Origin of the sequence: Kribbella sp. NPDC049584, from assembly GCF_040675555.1 — a bacterium.
Taxonomy (GTDB): Bacteria; Actinomycetota; Actinomycetes; order Propionibacteriales; family Kribbellaceae; genus Kribbella.
The window spans coordinates 55,341-73,604 of sequence record NZ_JBFAPF010000013.1; the positions used below are offsets into that span (position 1 = coordinate 55,341).

Annotated in this window: 24 protein-coding genes and 2 pseudogenes; 11 read left to right on the forward strand and 15 right to left on the reverse strand. The window is 67.4% G+C overall.

What is annotated here, in order from left to right:
- Positions 1–317: 317 nt before the first annotated feature.
- The 4 genes from AB0J62_RS34390 to AB0J62_RS34405 all read right to left on the reverse strand — a co-directional run bounded on the left by AB0J62_RS34390 (position 318) and on the right by AB0J62_RS34405 (position 2,965).
- On the reverse strand, positions 318–980 hold the full coding sequence (locus AB0J62_RS34390; protein ID WP_363880368.1) for a zf-HC2 domain-containing protein: 663 nt from the start codon (positions 978–980) through the stop codon (positions 318–320).
- Positions 977–1,486 (reverse strand): sigma-70 family RNA polymerase sigma factor, encoded by a 510-nt coding sequence (locus tag AB0J62_RS34395; protein WP_134105726.1) that lies wholly within the window; start codon positions 1,484–1,486, stop codon positions 977–979. The genes AB0J62_RS34390 and AB0J62_RS34395 overlap by 4 nt, the downstream gene beginning before the upstream one ends.
- A gap of 120 nt (positions 1,487–1,606) precedes the next feature.
- Entirely contained in the window at positions 1,607–2,482 is an 876-nt protein-coding gene (locus AB0J62_RS34400; RefSeq protein ID WP_363880372.1) for a hypothetical protein, read from the reverse strand.
- A 63-nt stretch (positions 2,483–2,545) separates the two neighbouring features.
- A complete protein-coding gene (locus tag AB0J62_RS34405; protein ID WP_363880375.1) occupies positions 2,546–2,965 on the reverse strand; it encodes a MarR family transcriptional regulator in 420 nt (139 codons plus the stop codon).
- Between the two features lie 52 nt (positions 2,966–3,017).
- Here AB0J62_RS34405 and AB0J62_RS34410 point away from each other — a divergent pair, with 52 nt between their 5' ends.
- Complete coding sequence (locus tag AB0J62_RS34410; protein WP_363880378.1) at positions 3,018–3,611, forward strand: TIGR03086 family metal-binding protein; 594 nt, start codon at positions 3,018–3,020, stop codon at positions 3,609–3,611.
- A gap of 4 nt (positions 3,612–3,615) precedes the next feature.
- On the opposite strand, the gene AB0J62_RS34415 is transcribed toward AB0J62_RS34410, so the two are convergent.
- Entirely contained in the window at positions 3,616–4,056 is a 441-nt protein-coding gene (locus AB0J62_RS34415; protein ID WP_363880381.1) for a VOC family protein, read from the reverse strand.
- 73 nt (positions 4,057–4,129) lie between these two features.
- Entirely contained in the window at positions 4,130–4,477 is a 348-nt protein-coding gene (locus tag AB0J62_RS34420) for a hypothetical protein (protein WP_363880384.1), read from the reverse strand.
- Positions 4,478–4,690: 213 nt separating this feature from the next.
- Here AB0J62_RS34420 and AB0J62_RS34425 point away from each other — a divergent pair, with 213 nt between their 5' ends.
- Both AB0J62_RS34425 and AB0J62_RS34430 read left to right on the forward strand, forming a co-directional pair.
- On the forward strand, positions 4,691–5,419 hold the full coding sequence (locus AB0J62_RS34425; protein ID WP_363880387.1) for a GNAT family N-acetyltransferase: 729 nt from the start codon (positions 4,691–4,693) through the stop codon (positions 5,417–5,419).
- A 5-nt stretch (positions 5,420–5,424) separates the two neighbouring features.
- Positions 5,425–5,859 carry a TetR family transcriptional regulator C-terminal domain-containing protein gene (locus AB0J62_RS34430; protein WP_363880390.1) on the forward strand — a complete coding sequence of 145 codons (435 nt, stop codon included), beginning with the start codon at positions 5,425–5,427 and terminating at the stop codon, positions 5,857–5,859.
- A gap of 4 nt (positions 5,860–5,863) precedes the next feature.
- On the opposite strand, the gene AB0J62_RS34435 is transcribed toward AB0J62_RS34430, so the two are convergent.
- The gene (locus tag AB0J62_RS34435; RefSeq protein WP_363880393.1) at positions 5,864–6,499 is read right to left on the reverse strand and encodes a TetR family transcriptional regulator; all 636 of its coding nucleotides are present in this window, start codon (positions 6,497–6,499) and stop codon (positions 5,864–5,866) included.
- A 211-nt stretch (positions 6,500–6,710) separates the two neighbouring features.
- Between AB0J62_RS34435 and AB0J62_RS34440 the strand changes: the two genes are divergently transcribed.
- Together AB0J62_RS34440 and AB0J62_RS34445 are read left to right on the forward strand one after the other, a co-directional pair.
- The gene (locus tag AB0J62_RS34440) at positions 6,711–7,628 is read left to right on the forward strand and encodes an NADP-dependent oxidoreductase (protein WP_363880396.1); all 918 of its coding nucleotides are present in this window, start codon (positions 6,711–6,713) and stop codon (positions 7,626–7,628) included.
- Between the two features lie 2 nt (positions 7,629–7,630).
- Positions 7,631–7,966, forward strand: coding sequence for a DUF427 domain-containing protein (locus AB0J62_RS34445; RefSeq protein WP_363881018.1), 336 nt, complete (start codon positions 7,631–7,633; stop codon positions 7,964–7,966).
- On the opposite strand, the gene AB0J62_RS34450 is transcribed toward AB0J62_RS34445, so the two are convergent.
- Both AB0J62_RS34450 and AB0J62_RS34455 read right to left on the reverse strand, forming a co-directional pair.
- Positions 7,926–8,414, reverse strand: a complete 489-nt coding sequence (locus AB0J62_RS34450) for a hypothetical protein (protein WP_363880399.1) — start codon at positions 8,412–8,414, stop codon at positions 7,926–7,928. The genes AB0J62_RS34445 and AB0J62_RS34450 overlap by 41 nt on opposite strands.
- 113 nt (positions 8,415–8,527) lie before the next feature.
- The gene (locus AB0J62_RS34455) at positions 8,528–9,109 is read right to left on the reverse strand and encodes a TetR/AcrR family transcriptional regulator (protein ID WP_363880402.1); all 582 of its coding nucleotides are present in this window, start codon (positions 9,107–9,109) and stop codon (positions 8,528–8,530) included.
- 146 nt (positions 9,110–9,255) lie between these two features.
- Here AB0J62_RS34455 and AB0J62_RS34460 point away from each other — a divergent pair, with 146 nt between their 5' ends.
- Together AB0J62_RS34460 and AB0J62_RS34465 are read left to right on the forward strand one after the other, a co-directional pair.
- The gene (locus AB0J62_RS34460; protein ID WP_363880405.1) at positions 9,256–9,699 is read left to right on the forward strand and encodes a VOC family protein; all 444 of its coding nucleotides are present in this window, start codon (positions 9,256–9,258) and stop codon (positions 9,697–9,699) included.
- The gene (locus AB0J62_RS34465) at positions 9,696–10,706 is read left to right on the forward strand and encodes an aldo/keto reductase (RefSeq protein ID WP_363880408.1); all 1,011 of its coding nucleotides are present in this window, start codon (positions 9,696–9,698) and stop codon (positions 10,704–10,706) included. The genes AB0J62_RS34460 and AB0J62_RS34465 overlap by 4 nt, the downstream gene beginning before the upstream one ends.
- Positions 10,707–10,915: 209 nt before the next feature.
- Here the strand turns inward: AB0J62_RS34465 and AB0J62_RS34470 are convergent.
- A pseudogene (locus AB0J62_RS34470) lies at positions 10,916–11,020 on the reverse strand (hypothetical protein); the annotation flags it as partial.
- 317 nt (positions 11,021–11,337) lie between these two features.
- Here AB0J62_RS34470 and AB0J62_RS34475 point away from each other — a divergent pair.
- Positions 11,338–11,592, forward strand: coding sequence for a DUF6401 family natural product biosynthesis protein (locus tag AB0J62_RS34475; protein ID WP_363880411.1), 255 nt, complete (start codon positions 11,338–11,340; stop codon positions 11,590–11,592).
- Here AB0J62_RS34475 and AB0J62_RS34480 read toward each other — a convergent pair.
- Positions 11,586–12,449, reverse strand: a complete 864-nt coding sequence (locus tag AB0J62_RS34480; RefSeq protein WP_363880414.1) for a hypothetical protein — start codon at positions 12,447–12,449, stop codon at positions 11,586–11,588. The genes AB0J62_RS34475 and AB0J62_RS34480 overlap by 7 nt on opposite strands.
- 238 nt (positions 12,450–12,687) lie before the next feature.
- Between AB0J62_RS34480 and gvpJ the strand changes: the two are divergent.
- Positions 12,688–12,900: pseudogene (gene gvpJ, locus AB0J62_RS34485) on the forward strand (gas vesicle protein GvpJ); the annotation flags it as partial.
- Between the two features lie 232 nt (positions 12,901–13,132).
- Here gvpJ and AB0J62_RS34490 read toward each other — a convergent pair.
- The 3 genes from AB0J62_RS34490 to AB0J62_RS34500 form a co-directional block, all read right to left on the reverse strand.
- Positions 13,133–13,423: a hypothetical protein gene (locus AB0J62_RS34490; protein WP_363880417.1), complete on the reverse strand. Its 291-nt coding sequence runs from the start codon at positions 13,421–13,423 to the stop codon at positions 13,133–13,135.
- Complete coding sequence (locus tag AB0J62_RS34495) at positions 13,420–13,725, reverse strand: hypothetical protein (protein WP_363880420.1); 306 nt, start codon at positions 13,723–13,725, stop codon at positions 13,420–13,422. The genes AB0J62_RS34490 and AB0J62_RS34495 overlap by 4 nt, the downstream gene beginning before the upstream one ends.
- A 339-nt stretch (positions 13,726–14,064) precedes the next feature.
- A complete protein-coding gene (locus AB0J62_RS34500; protein WP_363880423.1) occupies positions 14,065–15,450 on the reverse strand; it encodes an MFS transporter in 1,386 nt (461 codons plus the stop codon).
- 64 nt (positions 15,451–15,514) lie between these two features.
- On the opposite strand from AB0J62_RS34500, the gene AB0J62_RS34505 reads away from it, so the two are divergent.
- Positions 15,515–16,066 (forward strand): ABATE domain-containing protein, encoded by a 552-nt coding sequence (locus tag AB0J62_RS34505; RefSeq protein WP_363880427.1) that lies wholly within the window; start codon positions 15,515–15,517, stop codon positions 16,064–16,066.
- 170 nt (positions 16,067–16,236) lie between these two features.
- Here AB0J62_RS34505 and AB0J62_RS34510 read toward each other — a convergent pair whose 3' ends face one another.
- On the reverse strand, positions 16,237–16,707 hold the full coding sequence (locus AB0J62_RS34510; RefSeq protein ID WP_363880430.1) for a helix-turn-helix domain-containing protein: 471 nt from the start codon (positions 16,705–16,707) through the stop codon (positions 16,237–16,239).
- Between the two features lie 106 nt (positions 16,708–16,813).
- On the opposite strand from AB0J62_RS34510, the gene AB0J62_RS34515 reads away from it, so the two are divergent.
- On the forward strand, positions 16,814–18,040 hold the full coding sequence (locus AB0J62_RS34515; RefSeq protein WP_363880433.1) for an MFS transporter: 1,227 nt from the start codon (positions 16,814–16,816) through the stop codon (positions 18,038–18,040).
- The last annotated feature ends 224 nt before the right edge of the window (positions 18,041–18,264 follow it).

The window sequence follows — 18,264 nt, forward strand, 5'->3', positions numbered from 1 at the left end:
ATCACCGGGGGCCAACGTCCGTATAACGCCGCCGTGGCGCCTCAGACGAACGAGAGGAACCCCGCCCCAGGCCCTTCGGGCGGTTGACCTGGGACGGGATCCTCAGTGGCGTTACACAGGGTGTATCGCTGATAACGGGGTGAGTGTTACAGGATCCCCCGGAATTTCTTCCGACCAGGTCACGCCACCGCGGCAATGCCGCGACCCCGGTGCACGTCCCTGAACACCGGGGCCTGGATCGGCGGCCTCTCGAGCGACAACCGTTCGTGACCCCCAAGTGCCCCGACAGCGCGTGATCAATCGTCACCGAAATCGACTCAGAAGTGCACGGCGAGCAGGATCCGGCCGGTCTCCGAACTGCGGATGTCCAGCGCCTTGATCTCACTCCGCTGCAGCTTCGTCGTCGCGGCCGGTTTCACCGTCGTACCGGGCGACGAGGTCCAGCTCGCGATCAGCGAAGCCTTGCCGGAAGTGTCGGTGACATACAGCTCGTAGCCGCGGGCCCGTTCGCTCGGCGTCGCGAGTTCGTCGTACCGGCAGCTGATCTCGATCGTCGTGCCCCAGCGCTCCGGCACCAGCCGGGCGTCCGCCGACAGCTTGCTGCTCACGGTTTGTGCGAGTACGACGTAGTCGCCCTGCGGCTCGTCATTGGTCAGTGGGATCGCGACGACGGCGCCGATCGCGGCGGCCACGACCGCGACTCCGGCGATCACGGCGCCGAGCCGGATGCGCTGCTTGCGCCGATCGCGCTGGACATTGCGGACCAGACCAGGCAACAAGTTCGGCGGCTCGGACTCGATGGTCGCCAGCGCCCGCTCGGCCGGAAGGGCGGCGAGTACGCCGGGCACGCCGGCCAGCGATGCCACCGCTGCCGAGCATTCGGCGCAGCCACGCAGGTGCTCCTCGTACGCGTGCCGGTCCTTCGCCGACAACGCCCCGAGCAGGTACGCCGAATCCCACTCCCGGTACGGGTCGCTCACTGACTTGTCACCCCCTTCTCCTGCAGCGCGAGCTTCAACGCGCGCAACCCGTAGTGCAGTCGCGACTTCACGGTGCCCGACGGGATGTCCAGTTCCTCGGCGATATCGGTGACCGTACGGCGGCCGTAGTACGCCCGAACGATGACCTGCCGATGCTCTTCCGACAACTGTGCCAGGGATTCGGCCACCAGCCACGCGTCGAGTACTGCGTTGGCGTGGTCGGCGCTCGGCTTCTCCGGAAGGTCGTCGCTGGCAACCTCCCGGCTGACGCGCGCACTGCGGCGGTCGTCGATGACGAGGTTGCGCGCCACCGTGAACAGCCAGGCCCGGGCTCCGGCCTCGTCCTCGGACAGGATGTGCGGCCGGCGCCACGCCCGGAGCAAGGTCTCCTGTACGACGTCCTCGGCCAGCCGATCGTCGCCGGTCAGCCGGACGACGAACCGCCACAACGCTGGGGCGTGCACGTCGTGCAGCTCACGAAGCAGCGCCGCCCGGTCGTCGGCCATCGGCGCTCCTGCTCTGTCGGACATCGCTCATTTGGCTGCGGTTGCTTGCTGTGGCTGGCTGTGGCGCTTTCCCGCCACCATTCTGCACAGGGAGCAAAGCACCTGTCCGGTGGATGCCGATCAGCGCGTGATTTGAAGATCACATTCCGGATCGGTTGCCTTGCGGGTGGTGAATTGATAGCCGCGGGCGGCGAGCGTGAGACCGGCGCCCCAGACGACGTACGCCGGCACCGCCACCCAGAAGAACGCGTCCGGCAGGCCCACATCGCCGTACACCGGTTTGCCTTGCACTACGTTGGCGATCATCTGGACCAGACCGACCCCGAAGTACGCCGTCATCGCGACGCCGAGCGTGAACCCCGGGACGAGCAGCATCCAGCGCGGGAAGCGCCGCCCGATCGGATGGACCAGCAGGAACGGCAGGAGCGTGCCGACGAGCAGGAAGCCGCCTTCGAACAGGACCAGCGACAGATCCCTGCCGTACGGCGTCGTGCCGAAGCCGACTGCTGCTTGAGCCGCGAGCCTGGTGAGACAGCCGGCAACCGCAAGGCACGCACCGAGGGTCGCAATCCAGTGGGGCCACGGCTTTGCTTTGGATTGGTGGGCCTTGGCGGTCAGGCCCAGCAGGACCGCGCCGAGGATCGCGCCGAGCCGGCAGAGCATGCCGAGGGCATCGAACGGGATACCGAGGCCCGGCAGGACGGCTGCGACGACGTCGAGGAGGATGAAGGCTGCTGCGGCAACCCAGCCGGCAGCCAGGACCCAGAACAACCGCCCAACCCAGACCCCGCCACCAAGCCGCTGACCGCGGTTGGCGGGCCGCTCGTCGCGGACGGTGATTGCAGCCAGGGCTGTGATGACGCAGCCCGCGACTGCAGCCCAGTGCGGGATGAGCAGATCGTTGCCGGGCAGCTTCCAGGTCGGTGCGTGGCCGGTCGCGAACCAGATCCGCAGACCGCCGTATGCCAACGCCCACAGGACAACCGCACGCCTCATGCAGCCAGTCTGTTGAGCCACGGCCGCAACCGGATCACCCGCGCGAGGGAGCAGGCTCCACCGTCAGCGTGAAGCGTGGAGCTGCTGCAAGAGGCGGATGAAGGTCTTGCGGTCCGGAACCGGGAGGCTCTCGAGGACCTGCATTTCCTTGACCTGGATACCCCGGCGGACGGCGCGTCGGACACGGCGGCCCTCCGCGGTGATGGACAACAGTCGGACTCGGCGGTCGTCCGGGTCCGGAGTGCGCTCGATCAGGCCGGCCTTCTGCAGCTCGTCGAGCGTGCCGATGATGCGCGACTTGTCCGCGCCGATCGCCTCCGCGAGAGCGGCCTGGGTCCGGACCGGGGTGTCGTCGAGTGCGGTGAGGACCGAGTAGCCCCACATCGAGACCTCGTGTGCGGCGAGCACCGGCAGCTCGAGCGCGATCAGTTCCCGCACCAGCGGGTAAAGCATCGCAGCCAGATCGGGGCGCTCGGTTGCCATGGATGAAAAGGTAGCACTGGCGCAATCATATGCGCGGGCTTACGATATGCACATGCCTATCGTTGACTACGTCGCACTAGATGCCGAAGCCGTCCGGACCAGCATCGAGCTGGTCTCCACCGTTACCGACGCCGATCTGTCCACGCCGACCCCGTGCCGCGCCTGGACTCTGTACGGTCTGCTCGCCCACATGGCCACCCAGCACTACGGTTTCGCCGCCGCCTCCCGCGGCGAGTCCGACCCGGCGATCTGGAAGCTCCGCGACCTCGGCGACGATCCGGTCAAGGCGTACGTCGAGTCCGCCGAACACGTCCTCGACGCCTTCGCCCAGCCCGGCGTCGCCGAGCGCACGTTCCCGCTGGCCGAGTTCGGACCCGACGCAGCCTTCCCGGGAGCGCAGGCTGTCAGCTTCCACTTCATCGACTACATCGTCCACAGCTGGGACGTCGCGAAGTCCATCGGCAAGACGGTCACCTTCGAGCCCGCCACTCTGGAGGCCGCCACCGCAGTCGCGCAGATCGTCCCCACCGGCGACGTCCGCCGCGCCCCCGGCACGCCCTTCGCCGCCGACATCCCCTGGTCCGGCGACAACCGTCTCGACCGCATCGTCGCCTACCTCGGCCGCAACCCCAACTGGCCGAACTGATCCGTCAGTTGATGTCGAACTCGTTGCCTTCCGGATCCTTCATCCCGACCGCGTAGTGGTCGAGCCCTTCCTCGAACGCGCCGGTGATGGTCGCACCCAACTTCGCCAACCTGGCCGCCTCGGCATCAACACGCTGAATCCGCGCCTCGATGGGGTCCGACCACTCACCGCTCGCGTGAAGGTCGAGGTGCCACCGGTTCTTCACCACCTTGCCCTCCGGCACCACATGGAACCAGATATCCGGCCCCCGACCCTCCGGATCACTGATCCGATCCACCCCGTCACCCAGCTCCTCCTCCGGCACCCCCAACCGCCGATAGAAGTCCTTCCAGGTCGCAAACCCCTCCGGCGCCGGCGCAAACTCATACCCCAACGCCCCAGCCCAGAACCGCGCCATCACCTCGGCCTCAGCACAATCAACCACCAACTGGAACTCCGCACCCATCAACTTCCCCTCACGCCGGCAACCATCCCCACCAGCGTGCCCGACCCCACCGACAACCCGCCTCGACGGAGCCTCAGAGCCAGATGTACTCCTCGGCGATGGCGCCGTCGCGCCACTTTGCGATGGTTACCATCCGACCGCCGGCCTCGAACTCGCCGACCACACAGGTCCAGTCTCCGGAGCCGAACATGATCGGGTGTGAGGCGAGCTGCATCGGCGTACCACCGGCAGACTCGACCAGCGCTTCCATCGCCTCGATGTGCTCCTGAAGACCATGAGTGGTCGGTTGGCCTTTGAGTTCCACGACCACGTCGTCGGTGTGGCAGCGCGCGAACACGCCGTGCCAGTCAGCCCGGTTCCAGCCGTGGAAGTCGAGCTCATCCATTTGCTTGAGGTTGCGGCCCACCTCGTCCTCTGCCATGACGGAGGCCTCCTTCCGGGACCGATCCCGATCCCCTGAGCGGACGTACACCGGCCCACCCGACGTCACCCACAACGACCGGGCAGGGCAACGCGATGTGACATCTGCCGGCTGCGCCTACCGGCGTTGGTGTCCTCGTGGGTGGCGCGATACATTGGATGGGAAATGGACTATATGGTCCATGGTCGACGTTTCCCGCACGAGGACGTAGTGATGACTGATCAGGTTGTTCGGCCCGATGGAACAGGTTTCTATCTCTGCGGTGGGGAGCTGATGGTGGGCGGCGTAGAGGGCGGGACTGTCGACGTCAGCGTGACCGCGCGCCTGCTCGACGGTTTCGATGTGACGCTGGCGAGCCGGAGTACTGCGGATCTGGGCGCCGCACGGTCGGAAGGCGGGCACAGCGTTCTGCCGTTGGAGACGCGGCCGCTGATGCTCAACTCGCTGCCGAGCAGCGTGCGAGTGGAATTGCGCACAGAGGCCGCCGAGAACGACTGGCGACTGGTCCTCCACTTCCGTAATCAGGCCGGATCGAGCCTCACCTGGCGGGCCGACCTTCCGCCTGAAGCGTTCGAGGCAGGGTGGGAGGCTCCCTTGGCCGATCTGCTGACCATCGACCGGACAGCCGATGAACCAGCGCCGCAGTCACCGACGGTCACCGTGGTCCACCACCCAGACGACGAGTACTACGAGCTCCTCGTCGACGGCCAGCAGGCGGGGCTCCTCGTGTATCACGTGATCGGCTCGCACCTGTCGATCACGCACACCGTGATCGAGCCGACGTACCGCGGACGAGGGCTGTCATGGGCGCTCATCGGCGGTGCGCTCGACGACATCCGCACGAAGTACCCAACCGTTGAGAATTACTGTCCGGTCGTCAGCCGATTCGTCGACGAGAATCCGGCGTACGGCGATCTTCTCAGCCGGCCGCGGCAGGTCTGACGGCCGTGATCCACGATGTGGTCGAGGCGCGGTCGCAGCTGGTACTCACCAGGGAAGAAGGCCTGCTGGCAAGTGTGAGAACTCTTGCCGGGTTGCGGCGCTGGCGCGACGCGCTCGTCCAGGCGAACACGCGGCCGGACGGCTCCTACGGATGCGCTCTCGGCACACTGTGCGCCCAGCTGCCCGACGACGACGAACGATCCCGCGCAGCGCTGGCGGCGGCTTTCGAGAGGTGGCATCAGCTGCTCATCGAGACGCTGACCCGCCTGCGCGATCTCGGCGTACTCACCGACGATGCCGACCCGCACAAGCTCGGGACCGGGCTACTGGCCGCTCTGCAAGGCGGATACATCCTCGCTCAGAACGCGCACAACCCCCAGCCGATGGCTGACGCGTTGGACATGGCTCTGGACCGCATCGACACCTTCGCCAACCGCTGAACGGTCACTTGGTGAGGAAGGACCGAATGTGGTCGAGCGCCATGTCGAGCGCAGTCTCCATCGGCGCGATGTCGTGCTGGGTCTCGGCGAGAAGATATCCGCCTTGTAGCGCAGCCATCAGTCCGACAGCAAGCTTGTCGGGGTCGGCTGTATCACTCAGCGAGCCGGCGTCCTGCATGCGGCGAAGGCCGGCCGCGATCAGCCCGGTCCACTCCGCGAAAGCCTCGGCCAGCGTTTGGCGGGCTTCGTCGTCCTGATCGGACAACTCGCTGGCCATCGAGCCGAGCGCGCACCCGTACGCCCCGTTCTGAAGGGCGTTGCGTTGGACCAAAGCGTCCCGCCAGCGCTCCAGTCCGCGAAACGACCGCAGGCGTTCCAGGTACCCCTGTTCGCGCTCGATGACCTGGCCGGCGCGCCTCGCGACAACCGCCCGGACCAGTTCGTCCTTGTCGGCGAAGTGCTGGTAGAGCTGCGACTTACTGGTGCTGCTCGCCGCCCGAACATCGTCGAGCGTCGTGGCATTCACGCCTTTCACGTACATCAGGTCCGCCGCCGCGTCGACGATCCGCGCCCGGGTCGCCAGACCGCGCGCCGTCAACTGGCGTGGCGGAGCTACCGTCGCGCTTCCGGGTCGAGTCACAATCCAACGGTACCTTTTCGGACCACGCCGGTCTCTTCGAATGGCTCAGCATCACCATCGAATGGACCAAATAGTCCATTTTTGGTCAATCATCGCGGCTGACATCGTTGCCTTTGGATGCCCGGTGACGAGCGACCCTCAGCGCTGTTTGCCGACACCACCGTCCCGTACTATTGTGGACGAATTAGTCCAGTCAACCCGGAGGCGCGTGATGAAGGCGATCGTTGTGACGGATGAGGCCGCGGGAACGGCCGGGATGACGCTGGTCGAGCGTCCTGAGCCGCCGGCGGCGATCAACGACGTCATCGTCGAGGTCCACGCGTCGGGATACGTACCGACCGAGGTGACGTGGCCGTCGACCTGGACCGATCGCGCCAACCGCGACCGCCGGCCGTCGATCGTCGGGCACGAGCTTGCCGGCGTGGTCACCTCACTCGGCTACGGTACGACAGGGCTGTCGGTCGGCCAGCGGGTGTTCGGCCTCGCGGACTGGCATCGCGACGGCACGTTGGCGGAGTACGTCGCGATCGAGGCACGCAACCTCGCACCGCTCCCAGGCGACGTCGACTTCACGGTCGGAGCAAGCCTGCCGATTTCGGGGCTGACGGCGTGGCAGGGGCTGTTCCAGCACGGCCGTCTGCAGGCGGGGCAGAGCGTCCTCGTGCACGGCGCGGCCGGCGCAGTCGGGTCGATCGTGGCACAGCTCGCGCGTGAGTTCGGCGCGTACGTGATCGGCACCGGGCGCGCGGCCGATCGTGAAGCCGCGCTGGATTTCGGCGTACAGGAGTTTGTTGATCTCGGCAACGACTCGTTGGAGGACATCGGCGGGGTCGATCTGGTGATCGACGTCATCGGCGGCGACATCCAGAAGCGTTCCGCCGCACTGGTCCGTCCCGGAGGAACGCTGGTGACCGTCGTCGGGCCGCCCGAGGCGCGCCCCGCCGACGGCCTGGCGATCGACTTCGTCGTCGAGGCCGACCGTGCCCAACTGATCGAGATCGTCCAGCGCGTGCGCGACGGGCGCCTTCGGACGAACATCGGCACCGTCGCCTCCCTCGACGACGCCGTCGCCGCCTTCAACCCGACCGAGCGCACCAGGGGCAAGACGATCATCAAGGTTCGGCCGTGAGCATGGACATCAAGGCAACCGCAGCCGGAACGCTGTTGGCAGAGGCCCCCGCCGCCGAGGTCGTCGTCATCGAGGGCAACCACTACTTCCCCCAGGCCTCGCTCACCATCGGCGTACTGCGCCCCTCAACGAAGCCCTACGTCTGCCCTTGGAAAGGCCACGCCGAGTACTTCGACGTCACAACCCCAAGCCGCACCCTCCCCGACGCAGCCTGGACCTACCCCGCACCGAAGCACTCCGCCATTGAACGGGTCGGCCGCGACTTCACCGGCTACATAGCCTTCGACCCCGTGCAGGTCAACGTGGTAATTCAAGGAGAGCGATCAGGAACAGAATGAAGGCCGACCAAGTCGTCGCCAGCTGAATCCAGTTGATGGTGAAGTACCGCTGCCGGTCCGCCTCCCAGCTTGCGGGCAGCGCGTCGGGGTCCCAGGCCAGGATCACCTTGTACTGCGGGGTTTTCCAGACGTTCGACACGACGTACACACCGACGATCACGATGACGAGACCGATCGCGGTCAGCACGAACGACGCGGAGCCGGGATCGTGCCGAAGCAGCACGAGCGCGACAATCGGCCCGATCCCCATCCCGAGCGACCAGGCGTAGTTGTATGCCTTGCCCCACCCGCTGTCGGCGTACCGAAGAAACGTCTCCATGAACCCGTGAAACTCGCGCCCGCCCATCTCCGCTTGCACCGGCCGCAAAATCAGACACAACCCACCCAAGAAACCCGCGGCCAGCCCCGCAAAGAACGAGGCCCCCACCAGCACCCACGCCTCAGCCATAGCGCACCCCCTCCCGAACCACGCCAGCACAAGCAGTCTCGGTCCCCCACGCTCGACTGTCACCCCTGAACAGGCCTCACGGGCGGCTCTGACAGGCTCGCCTGAAAATCGCTTCAGCGTTCGCGCGGCGGGAGCTCCGGCATCGAGTCGCCGTACAGGATTGAGGTCCAGGCGGTGGTGAGGGTATCGATGAGGACTTCCTCGTCATCGAACGGCGGGACAGAGGCTGCGGCGAGGTAGTAGAGGCGTTCGCCCATCCAGGTCAGCGATGCGGCGACGGCGCGCGCCCGTGTGGGGCCGAGTCGCGGGCCGGCGTGGGGGTCGGATTCGATGCGTGCGGTGGCGGCCTCGGTGAACAGGTTCATCTGCTCGAGCCATAGTTCTCGAAGCCCTTCGTCCGATCCCCAACTCTCGACAATCGCCATCAGAACGCCGGCGTTCTCGCGCCAGAGCCGCGCCCCATCGGTCACGCCGGCCCGAAGCGCGGTGATCGGATCTTGCTCCTGATCGGTCCAAGGGCGAGCCGCCTGCTGTCCCTGCGCGACCGCCTCGCGTACCAGGTCACCGAGCACTGCCTGCTTGCTCGGGAAGTAGAAGTAGAAGCTGGCCCGGGACACACCGGCGGCGTCGAGAATGTCCGCCACGCTGAGGTTGTCGAAGCGGGACTCCCGCAGCAACTCGCGTGTCGCGGACAAGATTCGCTCCCGCAGGTCCGCGGCGGCCGGGGATGCTGCGGATCGACGCGCAGAGCGCACGGTGCGTCTGGAAGGCATGCAACTCAGCATAGTGTCCGGACACTATGTATGGACGTCGTGACCAGACACGCTGTATGGTCACAAGCGTGACTCCTGTAGCGATTCATTTGGTCGTCAACGACCCGGATCAGGCCGCCTCCTGGTACGCCGACGCATTGGGCGCGCACGAGTCGAGCCGCGTCACCCTTCCCGATGGCAGGACGCTGACCGTAGAACTCCTCCTCGGCGACACGACACTGGCGGTAGCGGGAGAGATGCCCGACCGGGGCCAGCGCACACCGGCTGCACTCGGCGCTACGTCGGCCGCACTGCACGTCGAGGTCTCCGACATCGACTCCGCCTGGGCCCGAGCGCTGCAGGCGGGAGCCACGGTCGTCGACCCGGTCCACGATGCTTTCTGGGGGGACCGGACCGCCCAGTTCCTGGACCCGTCCGGACACCGCTGGGCATTGGATCAACACATCCAGGACGTGCCACCAGCGGAGATCGCCGCCCGGGCCGCCGAGCTGTTCGGATCGGCCACCCCATGAGATACCGCACCTTCGGCACCAGCGGCCTTCGAATCTCCGAGCTGATCCTGGGCGCAATGACGTTCGGAGAACAGGGCGGCGTCGGCGCACCGATGACGGAGTGCCGACAGATGCTGGATCTGTACTCCGAGGCGGGCGGCAACATGATCGACACCGCCGTCAACTACCGCGACGGAGCCAGCGAAGAGTTCCTCGGCGAGCTTCTGACCGGCCGTCGTGAGTCGTTCGTGCTCGGAACGAAGTACACCGTCTCCAGCGACCGCGCCGATCCCAATGCCGCCGGGAACCACCGCAAGAACCTCCGTGCATCGCTGGAGACCAGCCTGCGCCGCCTGCGTACCGACTACCTGGACCTGTACTGGGTGCACATGTGGGACCGGCACACGCCGCTCGAGGAGACCATGCGAGCGCTGGACGACGCAGTACAGGCCGGCAAGGTCTTGTACGTGGGCATCTCCGACTCACCGGCCTGGGTTGTGGCCCGCGCCAACACATTGGCCCAGTGGCGCGGCTGGAGCCCGTTCATCGGCCTGCAGGTTCCCTACAGCCTGCTCCAGCGCGACATCGAACGCGAACTGCTGCCGATGGCCGAGTCGCTCGGCCTCGGCATCACCGCGTGGAGCCCGCTGGCCGGCGGAGCGCTGTCCGGCAAATACACCCTGCCGACGCCGCCCTCGGGAGGACGACTGGCGCCAGAATCCCTGTCCGCTAGGGATCACGCCGTTGCTCGCGTGGTGCAAGACGTCGCCGATGAACTCGGCGCAACACCCTCACAAGTAGCGATCGCCTGGACGATGGGCCGCTCGCCGCTGATTCATCCGATCGTCGGAGCACGCACCGCCAACCAGCTCCGCGACAACCTCGCCGCCGTCGACCTTGTCCTCCCGCCCGAGACCATCACCCGCCTGAACGAGGCCACCGCCGTCGCCCTCGGATTCCCGTACGACTTCATCGCCCAGACGTCCTCATGGGTCTTCGGCGCCGCTCTCGTCGACTCAGCGGGGTAGCCAACTCCAGGGGCTGTTGGGGCGGCAGTCCTTGGTAGGGGTCTTGCCGAGCCGATCAAGGCGTACGTGCGGCCTGTCGGGTCGGCGCGGCAGGCCATGTAGTCGGCCGTCCGAAGCAGCCGGGGCATGGCCGAGTCGCGATCGAGTACGACGTCGCCGCGCCGCCGCCACGCCTGCAGGGAGACGGCGGACGTCAGGTCCTCGGCATCACTCGAGGACCCGGTCCGGCGGTGCAGGACGTTGTAGATCGCCCGAGCATGCCGGTCATACAGCTGCGCGAACGCCCGGAGTCGCCCTCCGCGGCCTGACCCCAAGATCCCGATCCGACACAGCAGCCACAGCCTGTACGCCGCCCACTCCGTCCTCCCTCACGACTCCCTTGCGATCGTTAGGTGTCGGGCCGAGCAGGCAGGTTCCCGATCCGACAGCGATTTCTCCAGGGGCGGGAGGCGGCCGCGAGCCGGGAGGCAGTGCAAACCAGCGGCCTCCTGCCGTCTGGTTCACCCCACCCGTGGGATCACGGTGCAGGGGACCGGTCTTACTCTTGTTCGCCATGAGGTGGCTGGGCAGGTGGTTGGAAGTTTCCGCGCGGCGCGAACTGGGTGTGTTGTCCAGGCTCGTTCTCAGCAGGATGGTCGTCACGCCGGCGGTTCAGGCCGCGATCGACCAGCACGCCGCGGCGGTCCGCGACATCCTCACCCTCAGCCCGGGCCGGATCGGCCCGGTTGAGTTGGCCGGGTATGCCCAAGGCGTCGAGGACGCCGCCTTTCGTCGGGGTTGGCGGCCCAGCGCCGATCTCAGCAGCGACTGGGTCGGCCTGCGACTCGCGGCGGCGTGTGGCCTCGCCACCGCGAGTGCAGGAGATGTGACGACGACGATTCAGTAAGGTCCGTCGTCCCGGGCAGATCCAGGCGCGGAGCCGGGCGCCTCGCCTGGGAGGTGACCGTGACGCAGGGGATCAGCCGTGCCCTCCGCGCCGTACTCTCCGAACGGCGCAGCGGACTCGCGACCGGTCGCCGGTGTCGGCCAAGCGTCCCGTTCAGCGTCTTCGCGCCCGCGCTGGTAGGCCTCTTCGCGCGACCGCGCCTGCGGCAGATCACGCTCGGCGCGATCCAGCCAGCGCTCCCAGCGCTGCTGCATCGGCCGAACCAGCCCGCCGCCCATACCGACCACGATCACGCCACCGACGGTCGCGAGGACCGCGATCAGGACCGGAGTGGTGACGGCGGTGGCGATACCCATCTGGTTCAGGGCGGCGATGACGCCCAACGCGATGACGAAGACCTGGACGATCCGTGCCACCACTTGGCCCCAGCTCAGCCCGCTGAGCGCACTGCCGACCAGGTCATGTAGTGCGTTGGCGATAGCCGCTGCGACGACGACGATCACGATCGCAACGACTGCCCTCGGTAGCCAGCGGACGATGGTCGCGAGCAGATCGCTGACCGGGTTTGGCCCGAACACGCCAAAAGCGAACTGCAGTGCGATCAGCAGCACCGCGTAGTACACCAATGCCGCGATCAGCCCGCTCGCGTCGTACTTCGACCGTTCGAGCGCGCGGCCGACCCCGCCGCGTTCGACGGCCCGGTCGAAGCCGACGCGACTCAGTACGACGTCGACGAGCTTGCGGAGCGCTTTGGCGATCAGCCACCCGACCAGGAGGATGACCAGGAAGATCGCGAACTTGGGCAGGAACGTGATGATCGCGCCGACCGCGTCATTCCACGACTTGGTGAGATCCATGGGTTTGTCCCTTCGACGAGCCCGGCGGATCTCCCCAGCCGATCTCGGGCACTCTCAATCTGTGCGCACTCCGGTACCCCGGCGAACCGGAAAGATTCGGAACTCCGAATCGCTTGCAGCCGGGCCGGGTACCGGGCGCCGGACGCGACTCACGAGATCTCGGTGGAATGGGGACTGCCCGTTGATCTCGGAGGCGCGGCCGCCCAGCTCGAGTACACCTTGACTGGAAGGTAGACCGATGACTGTCTCAGCCTCGGGTCCCCGGCGCTCCGGCGGCTATCTCGAGCGTCCCGGGTCGAGCAGTCTCGCGGATGTGATCGACAGCATCCTCGACAAGGGACTCGTCATCGATGCCTATGTGCGGGTATCCCTGGTCGGGATCGAGCTTCTCACCATCGACGCGCGCATCGTGGTCGCCAGTGTCGACACCTATCTGCGCTTCGCCGAAGCCACGAACCGCCTCGACCTGGACGAAAAGGACGGCGAGGGCCTTCCGGAAATCCTGGCTGATACAGCCGAGAGCGGCCTGGAAGCCGCAGCGCGCTGGAAGACCCGCAAGGTGATAGAGGGCCTCTTCGGACGAGACTAGATGGCTCGGCGCCGGACGCGTGGAGATAAAGACAGCGGGCAAATACAGCTACGCCCAAGCCCGAGACCAGGTTCGGGCGAAGGCCCTCGCAGAGTCACCGGGGCGGATCATGCCGCGGCGGCATGGACCGGGCCAGCTCTCGTTGCCATTGGTAGAGCGCTTGCAGGGCCTGCGCCCGCAGTTGCTCGGCCAGCGCGGCGGCCAAGGCGACGAGAACGGGCCGGTGAGCCCGCCAGTACGCCTCGGCCGACGCGCGCAGTTCCGCCGTATCGATCTGCCCTTCGCCTGCCCGGATCAATTGCCGATGCAGGTCGTCCAGGTCGGCGGTTGCCCGCTCGACCCATTGCGCGGATTCGTCTGCCGACCCGCCGGCCGCGCCGTTCACGCGGGAGGAACGAGAGGTCGCGCCGCACCGCCGCCGGCACCAAGGCCTTGGAGCAGCCGGATCAGAGCGTCGAGCAGGTTCTGTAGCAGGTTGCCCAGTACGCCGCTGAGATCGACGTTGTCGAGCAAGCCGGCAATGGCACAGAGCAGGTTGCCCAGCAGGTTGCCGGCGCCGGGGATGGCTTCGACGTTCAGAACCACCTCGTTCAGGTGGACATGCAACCCCAGAAGATTAAGGTCGAGAGGTCCCAGATCCAGGTGCAGGATCGGACACGGTGTGGGTGTGGGCGGGGGTTGGGTCATCAGGCACCTCGGTAACTTCAGCCGGGTTTCAGCCCTGGGGCGGAGGGGCCCTCCTGCCCAGTCTCAGACCGCCTCTCAACACGCGCAAGCACGCCCCGCCTCATACACGCCGAGGCCGATGACACCTCTCAGAGAGGCGACGTTCGAATCGTAGGCTGCAATGCCTGGAGAACAATGCCTTGGCCGCCCGTTGGGTCTGACTCGGAAACGAACGCTGTGTGGACGCCGCAGGATTTCGTACCTCCTCGCCGTGGCCGAATCCGCTGGCGACGGTGCGAAATCTCAACGTCTGCTGCGATCCAGTTCAGTCGCTGGACACTCGGCAAGCACGAGGTGGCTTCAGTTCGTGTCACGAACCGTGTCATGCGAGCCTCGCTGTAGTGCTCGCCGATACCTGACGGGCCGCCGACCATGGCCGCCGCGACCGCCGCACAGCACGCCGGCAGCGATGAGTACGGCGGTCGCGGCGACCGTAATCCAGCCGGCCCGGTATTTCAGCGGATCGCCGGTCGCGTCGGCGATGCTGATGCCGACGGCAACCATGATCGCGGTACCGAGCTGCGCGGCGGTGTTGAGGAGTCCGGCCGCGGGGGCCTGCTCGTCCGGTGCCACCGCCGTACCCAGTGCGTAGGCCGCGACCGCGCCGATTCCGTTGCCCAGACCGCTCACGGCCAAGGCGACGAGCACGATCCCCAGACCGGGATGCGCCGCGGCCAGAACCGCGCTGCCCCCGATCATCGCCAAGGCGATCAGCAACGCCGTCCCTGGAGTGATGAGCCGCAGCAGACGGCCCGCGACGGCCGCGCCGATCACCACGGCGAAGCTGAACGGCAGGATCAGCAGGCCAGCGTGCGCCGCGTCCAGGCCGCGACTGTCCTGGAAGTACAGCGTGGTGAGCACGACGAGGCTGCTCGTCGTCGCCGTGATGCCGAAGGATCCGATCACTCCCGCCGCCACCCCGGACCGTTGCCGGAGGCCCCTCGGAATCAGCGGTTCCGCCGTACGCCGCTCGCGGATCACCAGCGGCGGCACGGCGACCGCCGCCACGACCAGCAGCAAGACGGCGAGACGCCAGGACCCGTTGGCTGCGTTGGCGGCTCCAACGAGCGCGGCGACGGCCAGGACCTGAAGCGAGATCGACGGCAGGTTGAGCGGTCGCGACGCGGCAGGCTCGTCCGGTACTACGACGTACACGATGGCGACCGCGAGTACGGCGACAGCCACCAGCCCGGACCAGAAGATGACCCGCCAGCCAAGCGCGGACGTGACCAGACCGCCGACGAGCAGGCCGGACGCGCCGGCCAATCCACCGGTCGCGTTCCAGGCACTCAGGACGCGCCCGCGCCCGCGTTGACTCGCCGGGCGGACGAGAAGCACGAGCGCATTCGGGACCGACGCCGCGGCACCTACTCCCTGCAACAGTCGGCCGGCAACCAGCCAGACCGGCGACGCGGCGACCGCGCAGAGCAGCGAGCCGGCCGCGAAGACCGCGAGCCCGGCAAGCAGCACGCGACGCGGACCGTAGAGGTCGCCCAAGCGGGCCGTCAGGAGCAGCAGCCCGCCGAAGCCCACGGCGTACGCCGGCACCAGGAGCCCGGCGTACGCCGCGGGCGCATCGACGTCGGCCAGCATCCGCGGCAACGCCGCGACGACGACGGTCACACCCATCACGTCGACGAACTGCACGGCGCAGATGATCGCGGTCCGGAAGCGTTCGGAAGACATACCTCGACCGTAGATAATGGTTTTGCTCTCGTAAAGCGTTAGCGTGTCGCGATAGGGTCGGAACGTGAGCGAGACACCGACCTGGGAGTGGCTCGAGGGTTATCCAGCACTGGACCTGGCCAACACCGTGATCCGCCGCGGCTGGACCGAACTGGAGCTGATCCACACCCCCGCGGACCTCGACTCCTGGCTCGACGCCGCAGCCCTGCCCGCCCCACGGCCCTCGACGGTCGACGAGGCGGACATGGCCGCCTTCTTGACCCTCAGAGACCCATCCCTCCGCCTATTGCGGGCCGCGGTCGGCCGAGAGTCCTGGGAGGCCCAGGATGTGGAGACGCTCAACGAAACCATCGCCTCCGCCCCAGAGATCGAGGCGCTAGGCACCAAACCAGGCACCACGGAGCTCCGCCCGATCGGCTCCCCCGCCCCCTTCACCCTCCTGCTGTCCCGCCTAGCCCGCGAGGTCCGCGACGTACTGACATCTCAGCAGGCACTAGCTTTCTGCGACGCCCCCGGCTGCGGCCAACTCTTCTTCCGCCACCGCCCCAACCAATCCTGGTGCGGCCCCGCCTGCGGCAACCGAGCCCGAGTCTCCCGCCACCACAAAACCCCGTAGCGGATCCGCCAGCCCAGGCCGGTGGACGGCGCCACCTCCCGGATCGCCGGTCACTCAACTCCCGATGTCACCAGCCACACTGAGCCGCTCGCAGGCGTACGCGCCTTCTCCCCTGGCTTGCGCCAGCGTTGGCCACGACGCTGGCCAGAACCGGGTCGGTAAGCCGGGCCTCAGCGGCCGGCGAGCTCACGGTCCGGGGTGCGGCGCGCGACCAGTTGCTCGGCGGCCACCTGTTCACCGTCTCCGGTGACGAACGCCAGCCGCACCGGCGCACCGGACTCCCCGACCGCGAACGCCGGGGACGTCCCCTCGGCCAGCGGCCGGCGCGTCCGACCCCAGTCGCTGAGTGCGGCGATCACGACGTTGAGGCTGCGGCCGGCCTCGGTCAGCACGTACTCGTCCCGGGCCCGCGTGCCCGCCTCCTGGTAGGTACGACGGGTCATCAGCCCCTGCTCGACCAGGAACGCCAAACGCTGGGTCAGCAGGTTCGGAGCCACGCCGAGCGCCTCCCGGAACTCCTGGAACCGCGTCGATCCCGCGATCAGCGCCTCCCGCAGGATGAGCAGCGTCCAGCGGTCACCAACCACTTCCAGGCTGCGCGCGATCGAGCAGGTCGAGTCCTTGCCGAGCGACTTGGGCATTTCATCCATCCTCCGAGCTGAGTTATAGAACTATACCCAGGTGGTGCTAGGTTTAAAAAGTCTACTCAGCTGTGCGGCGATCGCCGCACCTTTCCTTGGAGGATCCTTGCGATCGCTCAGAGAGCGCGCCAGTTTCTGGACCGCCGGCGCGGTAGTCGCGCTGGCGCTGTGGACCAGTGCCTGCCCGACGATGATCTACCCGCTCTACCAGGCCGACTGGGGCCTCTCCTCGACGACCGTGGCCTGGATCTTCGCCGCCTACCCGATCGCGCTGATCCCGGTGCTTGTCGTCTTCGGTGATCTGTCCGACCACATCGGCCGGAGGGCGGCGATCCTGCTGGGTCTGGCCGCCGAACTCGTCGGCGTGCTGCTGTTCGTGCTGGCCAGGGACGTCACCTGGCTGCTGGTCGGCCGTGCATTCATGGGGCTCGGTGTCGGCCTGTCCCTCAGTCCGGCGAGTGTGGCGATGGTCGAGTTCAGTGCCGCCGGGGCCGAGCAGCGAGCCGGTGCGATCGGAACCGCCGTCTCCGCGTTCGGGATCGCGCTGGCGATGCTGGTCGGCGGCGGACTGTCGGAGTACGCGCCGTATCCGCTCCGGCTGACCTTCGTCGTCCTGGCGGTAGCGATCGCCGTTGTCGCCGTTGTCGCCCTCGGCCTGCCCCGGCACACCCGCAACGAGACCAGTGCGCGCTGGCGGGTGCGTGCGATCGTCATCCCGCGGGGCAACCGGTGGATCTTCGCTGCCGGCTCGATCGCGTTCGCCTCCTCGTTCGTGCTCGGCTCGCTGGTGCTGCCACTCGGCGCCAAGATCGCTCATCAGCTCGCGGGCTCGGACAACGCCCTGGTCACCGGTGCACTGCTCTCGGTCTTCGCACTCTCGATCGCCGTCACCGCTCTGCTGGCCAAGCGGCTGGACACCTGGACGACCGTGATCCTCGGAGCCGTCTTGTCGGCCGGCGCGGTGTGGTTGTTCGTCCTCACCGGGACCACGCACTCCCTCGTCGTCTTCTTCCTCGCCTCGGCCTGCGCCGGGATCGGGTACTCCTTCGACTTCGCCGGTGGACTGACCATCCTGAACCGGTACGCCGCCCCGCACCACCGCGCGAGCATGGTGTCCGGCGGCTACCTGGTCGGCTACACCTCCCAGAGCATCGGCGCCCCGGCACTGGGCGCCGTCGTAACGGCCAACGGCCTGATGCCCGGGCTACTCACCGGCGCAATCACGTTCAGCGTCGTCTTCGGTATCTCACTGGTCGGAAGTCTGGCCGTGAGCACGTCGCTACGCAAGGCGCCTTCGCAGAAACGCATCCCTGAAGCAATCGCCACCGACTGACCACCTCAGCCCACCAATCCCTGGCAGCATCCGCAATCTGCCAGGGACCTGGCGCTCATGCCCGAAGGAAGCTCCGACGCCCGCACCGCTGAAATGCAGACCTGACGGCCGCGGCCAACGCGCCGATCTACACCTGACCTGCGGACAGCGGTAGGCCCCGTGGGACTCGAACCCACAACCCGCGGATTGGGGATCCACGTCGTGCGCTGACATGTATCACGACT

Bases quoted from the DNA above. Each gene is read 5' to 3' on its own strand.
- AB0J62_RS34400 (WP_363880372.1), bottom strand. From the start codon at position 2,482: ATGAGGCGTGCGGTTGTCCTGTGGGCGTTGGCATACGGCGGTCTGCGG.
- AB0J62_RS34495 (WP_363880420.1), bottom strand. From the start codon at position 13,725: ATGACCCAACCCCCGCCCACACCCACACCGTGTCCGATCCTGCACCTG.
- AB0J62_RS34480 (WP_363880414.1), bottom strand. From the start codon at position 12,449: ATGGATCTCACCAAGTCGTGGAATGACGCGGTCGGCGCGATCATCACG.
- AB0J62_RS34395 (WP_134105726.1), bottom strand. From the start codon at position 1,486: ATGGCCGACGACCGGGCGGCGCTGCTTCGTGAGCTGCACGACGTGCAC.
- AB0J62_RS34420 (WP_363880384.1), bottom strand. From the start codon at position 4,477: ATGGCAGAGGACGAGGTGGGCCGCAACCTCAAGCAAATGGATGAGCTC.
- AB0J62_RS34405 (WP_363880375.1), bottom strand. From the start codon at position 2,965: ATGGCAACCGAGCGCCCCGATCTGGCTGCGATGCTTTACCCGCTGGTG.
- AB0J62_RS34425 (WP_363880387.1), top strand. From the start codon at position 4,691: ATGACTGATCAGGTTGTTCGGCCCGATGGAACAGGTTTCTATCTCTGC.
- AB0J62_RS34510 (WP_363880430.1), bottom strand. From the start codon at position 16,707: ATGCCCAAGTCGCTCGGCAAGGACTCGACCTGCTCGATCGCGCGCAGC.
- AB0J62_RS34410 (WP_363880378.1), top strand. From the start codon at position 3,018: ATGCCTATCGTTGACTACGTCGCACTAGATGCCGAAGCCGTCCGGACC.
- AB0J62_RS34475 (WP_363880411.1), top strand. From the start codon at position 11,338: ATGGTCGTCACGCCGGCGGTTCAGGCCGCGATCGACCAGCACGCCGCG.
- AB0J62_RS34450 (WP_363880399.1), bottom strand. From the start codon at position 8,414: ATGGCTGAGGCGTGGGTGCTGGTGGGGGCCTCGTTCTTTGCGGGGCTG.
- AB0J62_RS34465 (WP_363880408.1), top strand. From the start codon at position 9,696: ATGAGATACCGCACCTTCGGCACCAGCGGCCTTCGAATCTCCGAGCTG.
- AB0J62_RS34415 (WP_363880381.1), bottom strand. From the start codon at position 4,056: ATGGGTGCGGAGTTCCAGTTGGTGGTTGATTGTGCTGAGGCCGAGGTG.
- AB0J62_RS34500 (WP_363880423.1), bottom strand. From the start codon at position 15,450: ATGTCTTCCGAACGCTTCCGGACCGCGATCATCTGCGCCGTGCAGTTC.
- AB0J62_RS34445 (WP_363881018.1), top strand. From the start codon at position 7,631: ATGGACATCAAGGCAACCGCAGCCGGAACGCTGTTGGCAGAGGCCCCC.
- AB0J62_RS34440 (WP_363880396.1), top strand. From the start codon at position 6,711: ATGAAGGCGATCGTTGTGACGGATGAGGCCGCGGGAACGGCCGGGATG.